Origin of the sequence: Planctomicrobium stercoris (genome assembly GCF_051465655.1) — a bacterium.
Taxonomy (GTDB): Bacteria; Planctomycetota; Planctomycetia; order Planctomycetales; family Planctomycetaceae; genus Planctomicrobium.
Window position 1 is genome coordinate 3,412,394 of record NZ_CP195791.1, and the last position, 17,183, is coordinate 3,429,576.

11 protein-coding genes are annotated in these 17,183 nt (G+C 55.6%); 4 read left to right on the forward strand and 7 right to left on the reverse strand.

The window, feature by feature from the left end:
• Nucleotide 1: 1 nt before the first annotated feature.
• Nucleotides 2–2,572, reverse strand: coding sequence for a PVC-type heme-binding CxxCH protein (locus SH661x_RS13860; RefSeq protein ID WP_437222424.1), 2,571 nt, complete (start codon nucleotides 2,570–2,572; stop codon nucleotides 2–4).
• A 653-nt stretch (nucleotides 2,573–3,225) separates the two neighbouring features.
• Here SH661x_RS13860 and SH661x_RS13865 point away from each other — a divergent pair.
• Nucleotides 3,226–4,248: an IS110 family transposase gene (locus SH661x_RS13865; protein WP_437222427.1), complete on the forward strand. Its 1,023-nt coding sequence runs from the start codon at nucleotides 3,226–3,228 to the stop codon at nucleotides 4,246–4,248.
• Between the two features lie 326 nt (nucleotides 4,249–4,574).
• Nucleotides 4,575–6,011: a transposase gene (locus SH661x_RS13870; protein ID WP_437222065.1), complete on the forward strand. Its 1,437-nt coding sequence runs from the start codon at nucleotides 4,575–4,577 to the stop codon at nucleotides 6,009–6,011.
• Nucleotides 6,012–6,187: 176 nt separating this feature from the next.
• Here SH661x_RS13870 and SH661x_RS13875 read toward each other — a convergent pair whose 3' ends face one another.
• Both SH661x_RS13875 and ltrA read right to left on the reverse strand, forming a co-directional pair.
• Nucleotides 6,188–6,835 (reverse strand): TetR/AcrR family transcriptional regulator, encoded by a 648-nt coding sequence (locus SH661x_RS13875; RefSeq protein ID WP_437222430.1) that lies wholly within the window; start codon nucleotides 6,833–6,835, stop codon nucleotides 6,188–6,190.
• 1,268 nt (nucleotides 6,836–8,103) lie between these two features.
• Entirely contained in the window at nucleotides 8,104–9,483 is a 1,380-nt protein-coding gene (gene ltrA / locus SH661x_RS13880; protein ID WP_437222432.1) for a group II intron reverse transcriptase/maturase, read from the reverse strand.
• 523 nt (nucleotides 9,484–10,006) lie between these two features.
• On the opposite strand from ltrA, the gene SH661x_RS13885 reads away from it, so the two are divergent.
• A complete protein-coding gene (locus tag SH661x_RS13885; protein ID WP_437222435.1) occupies nucleotides 10,007–11,068 on the forward strand; it encodes a DDE-type integrase/transposase/recombinase in 1,062 nt (353 codons plus the stop codon).
• A gap of 346 nt (nucleotides 11,069–11,414) precedes the next feature.
• Here the strand turns inward: SH661x_RS13885 and SH661x_RS13890 are convergent, their stop codons facing one another.
• From SH661x_RS13890 to SH661x_RS13905, 4 genes are read right to left on the reverse strand one after another with little or no spacing between them, the layout of a single operon-like run.
• The gene (locus SH661x_RS13890; RefSeq protein WP_437222437.1) at nucleotides 11,415–12,104 is read right to left on the reverse strand and encodes an RraA family protein; all 690 of its coding nucleotides are present in this window, start codon (nucleotides 12,102–12,104) and stop codon (nucleotides 11,415–11,417) included.
• 13 nt (nucleotides 12,105–12,117) lie between these two features.
• Entirely contained in the window at nucleotides 12,118–13,419 is a 1,302-nt protein-coding gene (locus tag SH661x_RS13895) for an MFS transporter (protein WP_437222439.1), read from the reverse strand.
• Nucleotides 13,420–13,422: 3 nt separating this feature from the next.
• The gene (locus SH661x_RS13900) at nucleotides 13,423–14,340 is read right to left on the reverse strand and encodes a sugar phosphate isomerase/epimerase family protein (RefSeq protein ID WP_437222442.1); all 918 of its coding nucleotides are present in this window, start codon (nucleotides 14,338–14,340) and stop codon (nucleotides 13,423–13,425) included.
• Between the two features lie 2 nt (nucleotides 14,341–14,342).
• Nucleotides 14,343–16,217: a glycoside hydrolase family 66 protein gene (locus SH661x_RS13905; protein ID WP_437222444.1), complete on the reverse strand. Its 1,875-nt coding sequence runs from the start codon at nucleotides 16,215–16,217 to the stop codon at nucleotides 14,343–14,345.
• Between the two features lie 320 nt (nucleotides 16,218–16,537).
• Here SH661x_RS13905 and SH661x_RS13910 point away from each other — a divergent pair, with 320 nt between their 5' ends.
• Nucleotides 16,538–17,179, forward strand: coding sequence for a GntR family transcriptional regulator (locus SH661x_RS13910; protein ID WP_437222446.1), 642 nt, complete (start codon nucleotides 16,538–16,540; stop codon nucleotides 17,177–17,179).
• The last annotated feature ends 4 nt before the right edge of the window (nucleotides 17,180–17,183 follow it).

Consider the following 17,183-nt stretch of genomic DNA (forward strand, 5'->3'; position numbering starts at 1 on the left):
GTTACTTCAGGCTGAGCAGGAAGGCGATCAGGTCGCGGAAGTCGGCGACTGTCAGAGACTGCTCGAGTCTGGTCGGCATCAGTGACTGGTCCGAGATGCGATGATCTTCGATCTGATCCTCCGGAATGCTGATCGTTTCGCCTTTGGAGGTGATCAGCTGCATTTGGCCAGGTCCGCGGTTGATCCACAGTCCAGCTACCGTCTTGCCGTCCGCCGTTTGCACCAGATGCTGAGCGTACAAAGGTCCGATTTCGCGAGACGGTTCCAAAATCGACTCAACGAGTTTCTCGCGAGTTGAGCTGCGGGCAATCTGGGAGAGGTCTGGGCCGACGAAGGCACCTCGCCCCTGGATCCGGTGACAGGTACTGCAATTTGCCTGGCTGCCGAAAAACACTCTGCGGCCGGTATCGACATCGCCGCTCATTTTCGTCGCTGCCTGCCATTGAGCCAGCGTTTCTGGACGTGACTCGCTTTCACGTTCATTGACCGGAGATGTGGCACGTTGGACCTCCAAGTTGACGCCTGGTGAGGGATCACCGAGCAACTGTTGAAGCGACTCTCCGGCCCCTCGTCGCCCCAAGCCCCAGACAGCTTCGGCGCGCAGTCGCTCAGGCTGGCTCTTGTCATTCGCAAGCTTCTGCAGGACATCATTGATCGACTCGTCGGGGACATCGATCAGCCCTCGCACTGCTTCCAACCGCAAAGACTCATCACCAGATAAGCTGATCTCGATCAGCTGTGGAGTCAGTTTCTGCCGCTGTGGAGGACTCAGCATGGCAGCCGCCAGTTGTCGGACCGATGCCGGTCGGGCAGAATCAAACAGGAATTTCTCCAGGACCTTTCCTCGGGCGACTTCATAGACAGTTTGTGCCACCGGTCGTCCCTGGCGGGATGCCGCTGGATCGGCGAGGAGCTCTGTCGCGCCCAGATAGGCTCGAAACACTCGACGTGACGGTGGAACTTGAGTGAGGGCTGCTTCCATCTCCGATTGCAGTTCCGTCAGGCAGGCTTCCCCAATCCACGCGAGGGCGATAATTCGAACATTGTCTGAGGAATCCCGTAAGGCGCGGACCAGAACCTCTCGTTCATAGACCTTGACCGTCGGGCTCAGGAATCTCCCCGCCATGCCTGTCCAGTCTTCTGCTGAGCGTCGTAGCGCGAGCAACGCTCCGGCGCGGAGTGCGGGGTCTTCTGATTGAGTGGCCATCAGAACGCGATCACGAAATACCGGTTTTGCCGACTGATGAATCGCGGTGCTTTGAAGAAATGGGTCATCTGAAGCGAGTGCGGTCAGCAGTTCGTTCAGTTTGACCTCAGTCGTAATGTCGCCAAGGAGATCGCTCATCTTCTGCTGAGTAGCGTTTGGAGTCCATTCTGTTGGAGCCGGAAGAGGGGCTATTGTTTCTACGCCTTCACGAGCTCGAATTCGCCAGATCCGCCCCTGCCCGTGAACGGGGTAAGAGGCACTGACCCAGTCAGTGACGTAAATGTCACCCGAAGGGGAAGTGGCGATTCCTACTGGGCGGAAAAGCTGTCCTCCTTTGACAAAAATCTCCGACTTGGAAGCAAATGAAGCTCCTCGCGGCTGTGGACGATAAAGCTCCAGTTGATGTTCACCCCAGGACGTGACAACCATCGCGTCCTGGTAGCCTTTGGGGAGCGCCGCTCGATCAAGCCGGCAGATGCTGCACGGTGCCTCGCCTGTTCCCGACGTCATTGGAAGCGTTCCTGGAAGTTCCCCATCCCAGGCCTGAAAGGGATGCTGCCCATGACGTCCCAGACGGTAACGATATCCATAGTCGCCACCAGCAATGATGTGGAGCAGTCGACATGGCGGTCGGCCATCAGGGTCGTTATCGGCGGCAAAGAGATTTCCACTGCGATCGAACTCCAGACCAAATAAATTCCAGGCTCCTCGTGCCATCAGTTCAACCTGGCTGCCGTCGTAGCGCGAGCGAAAGACGTTCGCCCCATCCCCGCCGCTCCCTTTCCATCGAGACCCGTCGCTTCCCTGCAATGTGTAATCCTCGCCGAGATTTTCTCCCGTTCCCAGGTAAAGCCAGCCATCCGCACCAAAGGCGATTCCACTCAGGCCGTTGTGGGGATAACTCGCAGTCGTTTCCAGAATCAACACTTCAGTGCGTCGCTCGGATTGACCATCCTTGTCGTCGTCATGCAGGATGATAACGCCGTTGCGATGAACCAGATAAAGTTCTCCATTTGGCGAAAACGCCAGCGTCATCGCATGACGGAAGCCTTCTGCAAAGACAGTGGGCGGCCCCAGCGTCCCATCAGCCTGCATCGTGAAACGCTTCACCACATCCGAATCGCGTCCCTGATAGTTTTCATTCCGTTCATGGGTGTGCGACTCGACAACGAAGAGAGTTCCATCTCTGTCAACCGCGAGGCCAATGGGAGTGACAATCTCCGGCTCCGAAGCCATCAACTCGATTTCCAGACGGTTATCACTCAACTTCGGGATCGCAATTTCTGCTGCAGCTCCTGAGCAAGTGAAGAACGCGAATCCTGCGTAAACACACACGCGACCGACAAAACGATCAATTGAGCACATCAAAAATTCCCAACGCCGATAAGAATTTAACTGGACTAAAACTCGACGTAATTCTTACGTCCAACGGTTTGAAGCAGAAGTGTACAGGTCCTGGCGTGGGAGTTGTCTACAGTGTTGCGGAAGTTTCAGATATCATTACGTTAAATACACCATTCCGCAAACCTCCATGAATGAACGACTTGCGATTATTCGACTTCCAAGAAGAAGCGTTGAGAGTCGGGTAAGAGCAGTGGAGTAACTGTTGACGATCGTGTCTCCGTCCACCGGCACCGAAGTCACATGTGCCGAGGGCATCTGCCACCGGTCAGGGAAGAACCGGAAGAGATTGAGACATTAAGACTCGATGAGATTGAGGTGAAGTCGTTTGTGGGTGGGCTTGTGAAGGGATTTGAGCGAAAGGCGGGTTGAGGCCGCTGTGCGGTAACTCAATAAGCTTCAACAGCTCTCCTGTACCAAAACTAACTGCGACAAGGATTTGCTGGAATAGCGGCATCTTCGTGTATAGCGGTCACTCACTCAGTTTCGTTTGCTGACTTTCTTTGGCTATTTTCCGCTCTAACTCCTTTGATATCGATGAAAGAGTATTTGCAAGTGGGAGCTGGATTTTCCAGTGTGGGGGTGTCCCATCCCTTTTCTCACAGGAGAACCGCGTCATGCTCTTTCTTGGTATTGATCAACATGCCCGTCAGCTGACTGTCTCACTTCGTGATCAGAGTGGCGACGTGCTACTCGCTCGCCAGGTGTCTACGCAGCCGGAGAAGGTCCTGCAGTTCTTCGATCAGCTCACGCGTCGGTGTGCTCAGCGTGATGAACAGTTCATTGCTGTCGTCGAAGTCTGTGGTTTCAACGACTGGCTGATCCGGATGCTGCGGGACTACCGGTGTCACAAGGTGATTCTGATTCAGCCGGAAGAACGTAAACGCTGCAAGACGGACCGGCGCGATGCAGCGGCCCTCAGTGAACTGCTGTGGGTGAACCGGGATCGGTTTCTGGAGGGCAAGCCCGTGCGGGGGCTGCGGCAGGTCACCATCTGCAGCACGACAGAACAGGAGAATCGCAAGCTGAGTACGCTGCGGAAGGAAGCCGGTCAGACGCAGACGCAGCTGGTCAACAAGATCAAGCACATCCTCCGCCGGCACAACCTGCAATGGGAACTGCCGACCAAGACCTTTCCCACAGTGAAGGCCATTGCCTGGCTCAGAGAAATTGCGCTTCCCCAGATCGATCGGCTGGAGATGAACTTCCTCCTGGCGGATCTCAAGCAGATTCAGGAGAGGCTGCTGGAGCTGGAGAAGCTCATCGCCCAGCGAGGGCGTGAGAACCCCAATGCCCAGCTGCTCAAGACCATGCCGGGGGTTGGTGCGTTCACTGCGATCTCGCAGGCTGCTGGGATCGGCGATGTCTCTCGTTTTCCCCGGGCCAGAAGTCTGGCAAACTACTGGGGATTAACACCTGGCTGTCGCAACAGCGGTGAGAACAATCAGCGGCTGGGGAGAATCACCAAGGCCGGCAACAACACGGCCAGATGGCTGTTGGCTCAAGTCACGTATCAGGTGCTCCGCAAAGACGGCCGACTCCGGGAATGGTACAAGAAGATCAAGAGGCGACGGGTATGCGGTGTGCCTCTCCAAGTTCACCATCTTTGGCAAACGGCACCTGGATCACCTCGTCGCTGAGTTCACAGAGTATTATAACCAGCACCGAAGCCACATGTGCCGGGGACATCTGCCACTAGTGAGCGACGAACCGGAGGAGATCGAGACGCTACGACTCGACGAGATCGAAGTGAAATCATTCGTGGGTGGGCTCGTGAAGGGGTTTGAGCGTAAGGCTGGTTGACGTCGGCGGAGTTCTCATCGCCTTTAACCACTGCAAAAGGTCGGCGATCCAGAGCCAGGAGATTCGGTCCGCTCCTAGCAGCCCGTTGAATTTCTCTCTGGCGGTTGACAGTGTTGGTAGACTGCCGGTGGTTGGGGTTTGAGGTCTTCAAGGAGGGTGGTCAATGGCACTGGGGAAGCGTGAAGAATCGCAGCAGCAGGAGTTCTGGATGCCGCTCCAGAACCTCTCGAAAGGGCCGGGGCATGTCTTTTATGACAAGCTCAATCAGGTCCTCGCCAAGGCTGGGGTCGACAAGGTTCTCGAAGAGCTCTGCAGCCCGTTTTACGCCAGCACGGGTCGCACGTCGATTCCACCGGGGGTCTACTTCCGCATGCTGCTGGTGGGATACTTTGAAGGGATCGACTCGCAGCGAGGCATCGCCTGGCGGTGCGAAGATTCGTTGTCCTTGCGTCGATTCCTGGGGATTTCGCTGGGGAAAGAGACCCCCGACCACAGCTCGCTGACTCGCATCCGTGATCGGTTGCCGCTGGAGATTCACGAACAGGTGTTCGTGCAGGTGCTCAGCATCATCGATGAACACGGCCTGCTGAAGCTCAAATCAACCGGTGTGGACTCCACCTTGCTGGAGGCCAATGCGGCCATGAAGACGATCGTCCGCAAGGACTCGGGCGAAGACTGGAAGGACTATCTCAATCGCCTGATGCAGGAGGAAGGACTCATCGAAGAGGGAGAGACCCCCAGCGACGACGACCTGCGGAAGTTCGACAAAACCCGAGCCAGGCAGGGCAAGAAGAAGGTCTCCAACACGGACTGGGAATCCCCTTCAGACCCCGATTGCCGCATCGTGAAAATGAAGGATGGTCGCACTCATCTTGGTTATAAAGCCGAACATGTAATTGATCTGGACAATGAAGTCATCCTCTCTGCCACGGTCTGCCATGGAACGGACAGTGATGCCAGCACACTCATCGAAAGTGTGGTGAATGCCCAGCGAAACGTGATCCTCGCAGGCAGTTCCGAAGAGATTGAAGAGGTGGCTGCCGACAAGGGGTATCACAAGAACGAGACGATCACGCAGGCCACGCAGCTGGGACTGCGAACCTACATTCCCGAGCCGAATTCACCGTATGACCGCAAGTGGATCGACAAACCCGAGGACGTGCAGCAGGCGGTGTTCAACAACCGTTGTCGGATGAATCGAGCCAAGGGAAAAGATCTGCAGCGACAACGCAGCGAGAAAGTGGAACGCAGCTTCGCCCACATCTGTGAGACCGGCGGAGCGAGGCGAACGTGGCTGCGAGGACTCGAGAAGATCAACAAGCGTTACTTGATCGTGGCGGCTGCGAGGAACCTGGGCCTCCTCATGCTCAAAGCATTCGGAATCGGCAAACCCAGACACCTGCAAGGCGGAATCAGGGGACTGCTGGCACTCTGGGGAACCTGCCTACTGCTCTGGATCGCTCTGAGAAGCATGCTGCACTCACTGACAGCAAAGAAAACACTTCAGGCGAGGCTCCAGCACCCCAACTGGAAATCCAGTCCACATCAAACATTCACCCCCAGACAACTCAAAATCACCCCAACTTCAACAGGCTGCTAGAGAAAGGGCGTGGTCGATCAGACCTGTAGGAACGCAGAGGGTCAGCGTAATTCCGACTCGCTCAGTCTTCGGCACCGGCTTTTTGTTGAAGCTCCTTTGTCGTCAACGCTTTTTTTCGTTTACATCAATTGGACAGCGCGCGGTCTGGAAGCGACTGACCTGACTAATATGGCTGATCATGGCGCTGAAGATCCGGTGCCTGTGGCCGTGGCGGCCAGAAAGACCGTCCACCTCTGATTGAACAATTGTCGGGGTGTGCGTCGGTCGGGGGCTGATTCATCCTGGAGACGGACACGGTTATTGGCCCCTTCCAGGAGATCCACGAGGATTTCACAGACGATCGACGGATTGGCGGGTTTGAGGTCCCCTGCGGACTGTGCCGCGACAATCGCCTCCACCAGCGGTTCCAGCGAGATTTTCGCCCAGTCTCCCAGCCGCTTTCGCAAGTCCGGAGAAAACGCTGCTTCCGCACAGACCGACAGGTAGAAGGCGGAATAGTCCCGCGAAGACCCGAACTCGAAGTACCGCAACGCCGTCCGTTGCAGGGATTTCAAGGGATCTTTCGACATGGCTGCCGCTGAGGACAGGGCGTCACGGAACTGCTGAATGTCCCGTTCCACGACCGCTTCGAGCAAGGCGGCCTTATGGGGATAGCGACGATAGATCGTGTGCTTGGAAATGCCCAGTGTCGCGGCAATTTCCTCCAGCGAGCTGTTCGCCACACCTTTTCGACAGAAGACCAGACGCGCCCCATCGAGCAACCGTGCTTCGATCGCTTCCGCCTCCGCTCTGGTCGGCCTTCCTCCCGATTTGCGTGCTTTCATGGGTGTCTGGTCTTTTCTCAGAGGTCTTGTAAACGGCACGATGACGTTGCGTTTTCTAATTGAATGGAATAAAAGCACGATATCGTGCTGATCAGCACACTTCACGTACCAGGTCCTCCGCAAGGATGGCCGACTCCGTGAGTGGTACAAGAAGATCAAGAGACGACGGGGAAGTGGCGTCGCTCGAGTTGCGGTGATGCGGAAGCTGGCCACGGTGATCTGGCACATCCTCAGCAAACAGCAGAGTTATTTTGAATGCCGGGCCATCGCCGTCGCATGATGCCGTCAGCAGTGAATCCGCATTCATCACCCTGTCACCAAGGAGACCCATCAAAAAACCTTCACCCGGTTGTTCGATCCAGGTGAGTCAATTCGCCTGAGATCCCTCCCGATCAGTCCAGCTCGTACGGAACCGTGGATGTCGCTGTTGATGAGAAACGATTCAGCAGAAGGACACGTCCCTTTGAATGGAGCAGACTCCTCGGAGAGGAATTCGCATCTCGATAAATCCGCGTCTGCTGCTTGCAGCAGAGCGATCCATGAGACCATGGATCGTGCCTCGCGAAGGAATGTGTGGGGAGCAATCGCATCCGACAAGAACGATCGCAACATCCCGTGGCAACGACAACCGGTGAGATGATCATTAACAACAAGACCCAGCGCAACCACAGAACATGAACTTCGAAACAAAGCCCAGAACTTTGCCGCTCGCATTACAGACCCGCACCAGGAAAATCTTTTCCCGCTTGACAAACTCTTTCAGGAACGGTTCCGTAGACGGATTGCACTTTTCAGTTCGAGCGGTCTCAAGGCTCGGGACAGCTTGATTTTACGCTATTGGTCACGTTTCGCATAGCGTTGCAAAACCATACATTCTGACGCGAGTATGCTCCGTAATTGGCTCGTTTCTCCGTAATTTTCCGTAGAGAACTTTGAGCGATCTCAGCACGGTTTTTGGCCTGAACAACTGTGTCTCCTGGAGACTCAATCCAGCGATTTTGGGACGTCGGATCGTGCCTGTTTTTCGGACTCTTACGGCGTTCCAATGTGGCCTCAAACCACTGTCTCTTCGAGGCCGCGTTTTGACTCACGGATTCAGGTCAAGGTGCGGTGTAGAGTCGAGAGGTGGCGCGGTGGTTGAGGTGGGCCTAACTGTATCCGGCCCTTTCGGTTGCCGGTGCCTCAATAGCTTCACCATGCTCCGTTTCCACCTCCCGCTCGTCAAACCGGACGTGCGGATCTCCTGCATCCGGCTTTCGCAGGAACCATCACGAGTTCTCAACCCACGGAATCTGGGTCTTGCGAGTCCGGAGATGAACCAGACCCAGCTCGTCATGCAAACGTCCTGCAGAAAGTATCTTGCGGACGCCACTACGAGCCTGATGCTTTCTCCCATACCAATACCGCACGCGTCGAATCGTATGTCGATCAATTGCTTGATAGACATGGGCCGTATCTCCCAGACAGAAATAGTTTGCCCAACCGGTCAACATCCGGTTCAGATGCCGGACCCGGTCGGACATTCCCATCAATGTCCATCTTCGGCTGGTCGCTTCGCTGATGGCTGCCATCAGACCGGCCACCTTCTGCTTGGAAGGCTTTGGTCCGAGATAAGCCCCACCTGTGCGATGCGAGTAGTGCCGCTGGATCGTGTATCCCAGAAAGTTGAACCCTTCGTCGGGAAGACGACACAGTCGGGTTTTGTCTTCATTGACCGTGAGCTTCAGACGGAGCATCAACTGTCGCATCGCGACCATGGCATGCCTGCCAAGGCCGGGTGGACAGCAGATGACAAAGTCATCCGCATAATTCACGATTCTTCCACAAAACCGCTCGGCATACCCGAGTTGTTTCCATCCCAGTACGAAACGACGCATGTAGAGATTGGAAAGCAGGGGACTGATCGGGGCGCCTTGTGGCGTACCCCGGCCCTCGTCCCTGTTCCGAGTGGATCGAATCACCATTCCCCGCTCGTTGCGTTCCTCGACGGCACACACCAGCCACATCTTGATCAGATGCAGCAGGCTGCCGTCGACGATCCGTCGGGCGATGCAACGCATCAGCTCCGCGTGGGGAATTGTATCGAAATAGCCACTCAGATCTGCATCCACAATGTCACGATGACCGCGTTTGATGGTTCGCATCAGCTCGGTGATCGCGTCTAATGCGCTGCGGCCACGACGGTAAGCGTATTGCTCCGGCTGGAGATCCGCTTCGAAGATCGGCTCCAGAAGCAGGACCACCGCCATCTGCACCACGCGATCCCGAATGGTCGGGATACCAAGAGGACGCAGCTTGCCATTCGCTTTGGGAATGTAGACACGACGGACAGCTTGAGTACGGTAACTCTTCGACTGCAAGTCGTACGATAATTGGGCCAGCCAAGGTTCCAGTCCCGACGCTTCGATGTCCTCGAATGTCTGGTCATCCACACCCGCTGCTCCGCCATTGGCTCGGCAACAGCGGTAGGCAAACTCCAGAACATCCTCGCGGCACACCTTGTCGTACAGGCAATAGAACCGGAAGGCAGGCGATTCCTTCGCCTTGATGTGGAGCGATCTTTGCAGCTTCTGAATCCTGATGGGAGTTGCCAGGCTCACGCCAATCTCCTGATCCCGCGCCGCACGTCCCGCTCGGTTTCCTGCCAAGGCCCCTTCCCTCCACTGGCATTACCCGGCTTCATCGGTACTACGGACCTCTCCGCCACCCTTTCCAGCCAGACCTGCCCCTCACGGGATGTCTGTTGACAGTCGTCACCTGACGCTGAAGAGGGCTTCCCGTGTTGCACCTGAAATCCTTGTCAACATGCTGTCGTCAATACCCCGGCAGGATCGTGAATCATACTGTCGCTCTGGGCCACTGTTGCCAGCAGTCCTTCGCTCCACGATGGCAGCCTTCCCCTTCGTTGTAGAGGGTCGGCTCCTGCGGCATGCTTTTCGAGGCCTGCTCGACGTTCACTCGCGTTACGGCCTGCTGACTCGCCGATCGCCAAAAGCGACCGTTTCCGAAGGCTTCAGCAGCTTCGTTACCTCCACTGCTGCGTCGGCTGCTACCGGCTGGAGCGACCAGTTGCCGGACGGGACTTTCACCCGCAAGATCCCAGGGCCTTTCCACGGCGCACACAAGGAATGTGCAACACCGTTCCTAATTACCGCTTGCGACCATAATCGAATGACCCTGATTTTTCATCCACTGCTTGCCCTGATCGCTTCGGCCACCGACCGGGAACTGGCCAAGTACATCCAGTTCCTGAAGGAAGAGAACAAGATTCTCAGGGCGCGGATTCCGGGTACGATCCACACGCGGCCAGAGGAACGGGAACGACTCCTAAAAGTCGGCAAAGCCATCGGTCGGGCCATTGAAGATTCGCCGACGATCGTCAGTGTCAGCACGTTCTACCGCTGGCTCAGGGAAGAGACCGCTCCCAAACGGAAACAAAACCCGAAGGGAGGCCAGAGAAAGCCCTGGGAGATTCGAGAACTGGTCATCCAGATCGCTTCGGTGACAGGGTTCGGATATTCCCGCATCCTCGGTGAGCTTCGAAAACTGGGGATTAGAAAGATCAGCCGACAGACAGTTCGGAACATCTTGAAGGAGGAGGGGATTCAACCAGGGCCAGATCGAACCTCTGACTCCTGGTCTAATTTCTTAGAGCGGCACAAGGAGACTCTGTGGGCGACGGATTTCTTCAGCGTGAAGACCGTAACCAGACGAGGCCTCCAGGACATGTATGTCTTGGTCTGGCTGTGCGTTTCCACTCGGGAAGTGATTGTCTCGGAGTCGACCGAACATCCGACGTCAGCCTGGGTCTGTGATCAAGCGAGGAAGTTCATCGACGAAACGGCGGGACGAGAGCACAAACCCGATATCGTGATGCATGACCGGGATACGACGTTCAGCCGGGAATTCACCAACACCCTCAAGTCTCACGGACTGCGAACGAACAAACTCCCGAGAACCTCACCGAATCTGAATGGACGCTGCGAAAAGTTCATCGGCACAATCAAATCGGAGTGCCTGTCGAAGTTCATCATCTTTGGTAAGCGACATCTGGATCATCTCGTCGCGAAGTTCAGCGATTATTACAACCGGCATCGAAGTCACATGTGTCGCGGGCATCTGCCGCCGGTTCGAGAAGAGCCGGAGGACATCAAGACACTCAACCTTGATGAGATTGAAGTAAAGTCGTTTGTCGGTGGGCTGGTGAAGGGGTTTGAGCGGAAGGCTGCCTGACGTCGCAGAGTCTGCTTCGCTGTTAGCCACTCCAAGTTGGCAGGCGATCCAGAGTCTAGGGTATCGTTCGAGACGCAGAGAATCTGCATAGTCGACTATCTCTGAATCGATGCAGAGGGTAGTTGAGCAGTTATTCATGCGTGAACTTCTGGGGCTTTTGGAATGCGAGTCGGGGGATTCGTATTTCCGTCCAATCCGCATGGATAGGAAAGCAACTTTGAGGAGAGTGTTCGTGGATGATGGCTGGACCATACGACTTGTTGCAGCCCCAGCGAATTCAAGACTCAAGCAATGTTTTCAACAGCGCAGACTGATGTCTACAACCGATATCAGAGGGATTCACCGTCTACATAATGCCGAATCGATCAAAAGCATCGCGAGCGCTCATGCCGGATTCGAGTGCTTGCTTCACGAGGCGCTCGCCGTGAACTTTTTCAAGGGCCTTGGAGAGCACATCTCTTTCGGCGTGACGCGGAATGACGCAGACGCCATCTCGATCGGCAAATAGAATGTCGCCGGGGGCGATTTGTGCCGCTCCACATTGAATCGGCACGCGAAAGTCAACAACGTGACCACGCGGCAGTTGGTCTTGAGCATAAGCACCCCGAGAAAAGACCGGAAAATTCAGAGAAAGAATTCCCTGAGAATCACGGTGGTATCCATCCAGAATCGCCCCGGCGGAATTCAGATATCCCGCGCGAATCGACATCAGTTCGCCCCAGACAGCATAGCTTGGCGATGCTCCTGAACACACATAGATATCGAATGGCTTTAAGTCATCCAATGCCTCGAACATGAGGCCAAATGCTGGTAACTCAGATTGAGACGGTGCATCGTCGCCGACATCCTCCGGGAGGTCAGCCTCAAGCACGGGCATGGCTCTCCCGACGATCATCATTTCAGGGTTCATGGGACGAATGGCTGCTGGAAGGAACTGCCGGCGCAGTCCCATCCCGTCCATGACATCGCCAATTACCGCGGAAAACAGATCGCGCCGGATCTGTGCGAACAGCTCGTCATCAGACTTCAATTGCATAGGAAAGGCCAGTTTATCGTGGTTGAAATTCCGGGATGCGGGGAATCAGTTGCAGCACCAGGAACAGGGCAAGTAACGGGAGAAGTCCCGCAAGAACAAAGACCGGCGTATAGGAGTAGTGATCAACGACTTCGCCGGTCATCCATGTGAAGAGGATTCCCCCCAGTCCAGCGCATGCTCCCGAGAATCCTGACACGGAACCCGTCAGGCGCGAGGGGAACAGGTCGGTGGGGAGAGTCAGTAACATGGTGCCCCATGCCGAGTAAGACATCACAGCCAGAGAAATAAAGAAGATGCAAATGCGAACATCTGAGGCAAACCCTGCCGGGATTCCGGCTGTCATGCCGATGGCGCCGCATGCGAGAATCAACTTGCGGGCGGAATTGATTGACCATCCTCGTTGGATCAGCTTGCCGGAGAGCCATCCGCCTCCGAGATTACCGAAGTCGGCAGCGATAAACGGAATCCATGCGAATCTGGCAATCTCATCAAGACTCATCTCGCGAGCATCAGCAAGATACTTAGGCAACCAGTAGACGTAGAACCACCACGTGCAGTCGGTGAGAAATCTCCCTAAGGAAATGCCCCAGACATTGCGGCTTGTGAAAATCTCCTTCCAGGACCTTTTCGAAACCTGAGAGACGGAAACCATGGCTTCATCATTGCTCGCAGGGCGTCCATGATCGCGGATCAGTTTGAGTTCCGCGGGAGACAAGCGAGGGTGCGTTTCGGGCGAGCGGTAGATCCAGAGCCACAGGCCGACCCAGAACAAGGCCATCGTCCCCGTCGTGAAGAATGCGCTCTGCCAGCCATAGTGGATGATCAACCAGGCAATGAGCGGAGGGGCAAGAATTCCCCCCAGTCCTGACCCGCTGTCGAAGATCGCGACCGCGAAGCTGCGTTCCCTGGGAGGAAACCATTCCGAAACGGCGCGCGTGGCGGCGGGCCAATTGCCTGCCTCACCCATGCCCAGCAGAAAGCGGCTCGCTCGAAATGACCAGAGGCCGACCGCGAATCCATGCAGAATTCCCGCGACCGCCCACCAGGTGGCAAACAAAGCCATGGCCCGCCGAACTCCAATCCAGTCCACGATGCGGCCGGAAACGATCTGCATAATCGTGTACGCAGCGACAAATGAATTGACGATGGATGAATAATCCGCATTGGAAAAATGAAATTCCTCAGTCAGGGCGGGAGCGGAAACCGAGAGGCATAAGCGGTCAATATAATTAATCGTTGTTCCCAGAAAGCACGTCCCCACAATCCACCATCTGAGATGGGGAATGTATCGCGACGGTTGAGGCTCGGCAGTCAACGGTCAGACCTCCAGCGTGAGATTCAAGTCTTTCGCGATCGATTTCAGGCGATTAACTGACCGTCGATAGCCGTCGAGCAATCCATCTGTGAGCCCCAGATCGATGCCCAGGTAACCGTCATAGCCGGACGCCTGCAGGCTTCTCAGGAATTCCGGCCAATCAATCGATCCTTCGCCGATCGGGACGTGCTCGGAGTTCACAGGATCGTTATCGGCGATGTGGACATTGGCGAATTTTCCCTGCAGTTTTGCCAGCGCCAGCACGACGTTTTCACGTTGGGCTGAGAAATGCGCGGTATCGAAATTGGCCTTGAAGTTTGGTCTTGCCACATCATCGATCAAGCGTAGCAATGAATCCACGGAACAGATCACTTCTCCGACGCGCGGCTCCATGATCACCGTTCTGTCATATTCGGCGGCAATATCGGCACACTGCCTGCACGAATCGACCAGCGCTCTCCAGACTTCCGGCCAGCTGAAGCCAGGAGGCAATCGGAGGGCGGTGACATTTTCGAATTGATAGGCACCATCCGACGACAGTTGATAAGGTTGGCGTTCACGGTATTCGACGGGAGGAGCATAACTGGCCAGATGCAGGGTTTCCGCTCCGAGCAGGCTGGCCACTTCTGCCCCCATCCGGAATCCGTCGAGTGCTCGCCTGCGTACCGATTCATCCAGGCTGACCAGGTTCGGATCGACGACACAAAAATTATGAACATGTAACCCGCAATCCTTTACGCGCGCAGCCAGTTCCTTTCGGCGCTCATACACCGCAAGCAGATTCTCGGGGCCGAGCCCCTCCAATTCCATGAAGCGAAATCCGAGCTCTCGAATTTCCGGCAGCGATTTCATGGCATCATCCACGGAATGCGGATAACCATATTTGAAAATCGTATACAGGTAGGTGATGCTCAACTTCATGTTTATTTCTCCTCACTGGTCTGATCGAGAATCAAAACGGAATAGATGTGCAGCTGGGGGATCTCGACTTCCGTTCCCCGCTCCGTGGAAGAAAACACTCGCAGGGCTGCCTGCTCCTGATCCGGAGAGACCTGCCTGACCTGCTGAAATGCTTCCGGCAGAGTCAGCTTGATGGGGCCGGTCGGTTCGAGCGTATAGTTGAGAAGATGCACCAGCGTTCGAGCCGGGTTCGACTGCGTGGTCACGTTGAACAGCACGCCAGGCGGAGCCTCCAGCGTCGGACCGGGCTTGGGGGTCGCCGCCGTGATGGCTGCCGTCAGAGCAGCGATGTCTTCTCGACCGCGATAAGGGATGATTTTGGCAATGAAAGGAGAAGCGACCGGTTTGCCGGTTTCGTCCTGGCTGGCGGCGGATTCGATGGCGATCACGCTTTTCCCTGCCATCCCAAACTGGCTGAGAGCCGTCCATAGCGAGGAATGAACCCTGCTCCCCAGAAGGAGGACAGTTTGATACTGGCTCAATTGCTCCGGGCGGACATTCGTGTCGTATTGCACGTTGAACAACAGCTTCCGGGCTGCCAGCCCTTCCAGCAGTGAAATCTTTGGGTCTCCTTCGCTGATCACAGCCAGCACGTCGGCCTGCGACCGGGCACCGACATACAGATCTTCATGTTCGGCAAAGAACCGGTTGTAGATGCCGATGGCCTCCCAGGATTTCATCATCTCCGGCTCTTGAGTCCATAACCGAAATGCCGTGCCCCCTTCGATGAACAGTTCATGGGCCACGCCGAACATCATCGGTTCCGCCAGGGACAGCTGGCAGCGTTTCGGAGCGGGCAAGGCAACCATGCGGCCGTTCCCGCTATCGGGCTCTCCCGCGGCGCTTTCCCGGCGGCCATTTTCCACCATCACGGGCTTCCAACCATCGCTGAGCGCTTCGTGAATCCGAAGCAGTCCGACGTTATTCACCCAGTTCGCCTCGATATATGCCGGGTCCCGCATTTCTTCCGGAGTCTTGCCTTCTTTTTTGTAGATCCCCGGTTCCCGGCCATCTTCGGTGGTGATGCAGTTGATCATCCGGTTGATCTGATAACCGTCTCCATGAAAGTTCGCCATGATCAGGAAGTCAGGCTTGCGGCTCGTCGCATGTTGTTGAATCTCTGTATAAAGCTCCGGCAGACGACTCCCGAAGTTATTGTCATACATGATGCCGTCGGCACCGGCGTCGATTGCCAGATCGATCCGGCCCAGCAGATAAGCCCGCCATCCGGGATGTTCCAGATTGGCCATATAGCGGGCGGGCGACGCACCATAAAGAACCGGCTTGCCGTTCTTGTCGAGACTTGTCCATTCCCTGGATTCGGGATGAACCCGAAACATGTCATTCCAGAACATGTTGGCCACAGATTCATAGGCCATGACATGAATACCCTGCCGATGGCACTCAGCAATGTAGGCGCGAACCTGCTCTTGATGACGGCGTTCCGTTTCATTGGAAAACCCAACGCTGAACGTCACCCAGACGAGATTGATTCCCGCCTGCTTGAGCAGGGAAATGGTTTCCGGCTCGTACCAGTTCGTCATGGGATAGACGAGATCAGGGTTTGCAGTTGGGGCAAACCCCGTCCACCCGGACAGGATCGCCTTGACTGTTTCAATTCGCCCCCCATCCCAACGGCTGAAACGGATTTTTCCGGGCTGTGCCCAGTCCGGCACAGTATTACGGGCCGGCCCCGTCCAGCTCTTTGCCTGATTTCCGGATTGCTCCGAATTTCCCGTGGGAGACTCAAGTCCTCCCCCTTGGCCCAGTGCGGTTGTCGCTCCAACACTGGGAATCGCCAACGCCACAGTCATAAGGCTCAACAGCAGTCTGATCATGAAAACGCGCCTTTGCCACCTGAAGAAACAACGGAACTTATTGTGAAATAATCTGTTATCGCAAATCGAAAACGCAGGTTTTGGAACGGGTATTCCCCCGTCGAGTTCTCTTCCTCATGGATCGCCAGAAAAATCCTGCCTCAGCGTCTTGACAATAGTTTAACGTTAATCTACAAAAGTTCAACGTTCATAGGTGGGAAAACTGAAATTTCCACAACTTGAATCTCTATCCAGCTCGCATGGAGTCTGTTGTGTCCAACATGGAATCGTTTCATTCATTGAGTGATGTTCGCTCATCTGCTTTAGGGACATTGCCGCGCATGTCTTTGAAAGATCTGGCGGTCCTCCGCATTCGCGAGGCCATTGAGTTGGGGGAATTGACTGCGGGGACGCAGGTCAAGGAACTCGACCTTGCAAAGAGGCTGGGGGTCGGCCAACCGACGATTCGAGAGGCCCTGCTGGAATTGGAATTTGTTGGATTTATCGAGAGAGTCGGGCCTCGCAAAACCCGCGTCACCCATCTTTCTCGCCAACAGATCGGAGACATTTATCTCGTGCGTTCCCGCCTGGAACTTCTGGCTGTCGAGTTGCTGGCTGCCTCTTCGGGCAGGAATCTTGATGAGTGCCGCCAGCGTGCGCAGGAAATGAAGGAGCATGCGGCCGCGGGAGACGTGAAATCCTTTTATCAAGCCGACCTTGAATTCCATCGTGCACTTTGGAAGGCCACTCGAAATGAAACCATTTCAGAAGTGCTGGAGCGGCTGGTTCCGAAATTATTTGCCTTCGGCCTCATTCAGCACGTGCAATCAACGCCGGAGGTGCTCAAAGAAGTGGCGGATCTGCATGGGCAACTGCTCGACTTGATCAAGGCGGGAGACGTCGCGGAAAGCCAGCGGTTAATGCAGTTATCAATGGGCAGGGCCTGGCTGGACGACATCGATCTGGCGGACGCCACCGATTGAGTTT

What these genes read in the sequence shown, in the direction of transcription:
- SH661x_RS13860 (WP_437222424.1), bottom strand. Translation starts at nt 2,572, where the DNA reads ATGTGCTCAATTGATCGTTTTGTCGGTCGCGTGTGTGTTTACGCAGGA.
- SH661x_RS13865 (WP_437222427.1), top strand. Translation starts at nt 3,226, where the DNA reads ATGCTCTTTCTTGGTATTGATCAACATGCCCGTCAGCTGACTGTCTCA.
- SH661x_RS13870 (WP_437222065.1), top strand. Translation starts at nt 4,575, where the DNA reads ATGGCACTGGGGAAGCGTGAAGAATCGCAGCAGCAGGAGTTCTGGATG.
- SH661x_RS13875 (WP_437222430.1), bottom strand. Translation starts at nt 6,835, where the DNA reads ATGAAAGCACGCAAATCGGGAGGAAGGCCGACCAGAGCGGAGGCGGAA.
- SH661x_RS13885 (WP_437222435.1), top strand. Translation starts at nt 10,007, where the DNA reads ATGACCCTGATTTTTCATCCACTGCTTGCCCTGATCGCTTCGGCCACC.
- SH661x_RS13890 (WP_437222437.1), bottom strand. Translation starts at nt 12,104, where the DNA reads ATGCAATTGAAGTCTGATGACGAGCTGTTCGCACAGATCCGGCGCGAT.
- SH661x_RS13900 (WP_437222442.1), bottom strand. Translation starts at nt 14,340, where the DNA reads ATGAAGTTGAGCATCACCTACCTGTATACGATTTTCAAATATGGTTAT.
- SH661x_RS13905 (WP_437222444.1), bottom strand. Translation starts at nt 16,217, where the DNA reads ATGATCAGACTGCTGTTGAGCCTTATGACTGTGGCGTTGGCGATTCCC.
- SH661x_RS13910 (WP_437222446.1), top strand. Translation starts at nt 16,538, where the DNA reads ATGTCTTTGAAAGATCTGGCGGTCCTCCGCATTCGCGAGGCCATTGAG.